This is a genomic window from Neisseria sp. SLRRB23 (assembly GCF_050896295.1).
In the GTDB taxonomy this organism is placed as follows: domain Bacteria; phylum Pseudomonadota; class Gammaproteobacteria; order Burkholderiales; family Neisseriaceae; genus Neisseria.
In genome coordinates this window covers 1-391 of sequence record NZ_JBPBFH010000134.1, presented here as the reverse complement: position 1 = coordinate 391, position 391 = coordinate 1, and the positions used below count along the sequence as shown (strand labels likewise).

Here is a 391-nt window from a genome sequence, read left to right as displayed (position 1 = left end):
CAAGCCTCACGAGCAATTAGTATGGGTTAGCGTCACGCGTTACCGCGCTTCCACACCCCGCCTATCAACGTCCTGGTCTCGAACGACTCTTTAGTGTGGTTAAACCACAAGGGAAGTCTCATCTTCAGGCGAGTAAAATCGTTGAAGGCTTTGCTGTCGGTTTTGACGGCATCGAGGTTACCTGCGGCGCGAATCATCATCTGACCGGCACGGCGGGCGGCTTTAAAGGCTGTATTCAAAAACGGATTCATCAGACCAATATGCCGCTGATTCCCAACTTTTCTGCCGACACATGCACCGTCGCTCAAAGCACACGCCCTTACGCGTTTCCGGATCGCCCGAATCTTTGCCGCAATGATATTTCACCTGTCTCTTATACACATCTCCGAGC

General features: G+C 52.2%; 1 pseudogene and 1 other annotated feature. The pseudogene reads right to left on the bottom strand.

The features are described from left to right. Positions 1-8: 8 nt before the first annotated feature. Positions 9-109, bottom strand: a sequence feature (23S ribosomal RNA rRNA prediction is too short). Between the two features lie 25 nt (positions 110-134). Then, positions 135-251 (bottom strand): annotated as a pseudogene (locus tag ACRPFF_RS11485) (inositol monophosphatase); the annotation flags it as partial. Positions 252-391 lie beyond the last annotated feature (140 nt).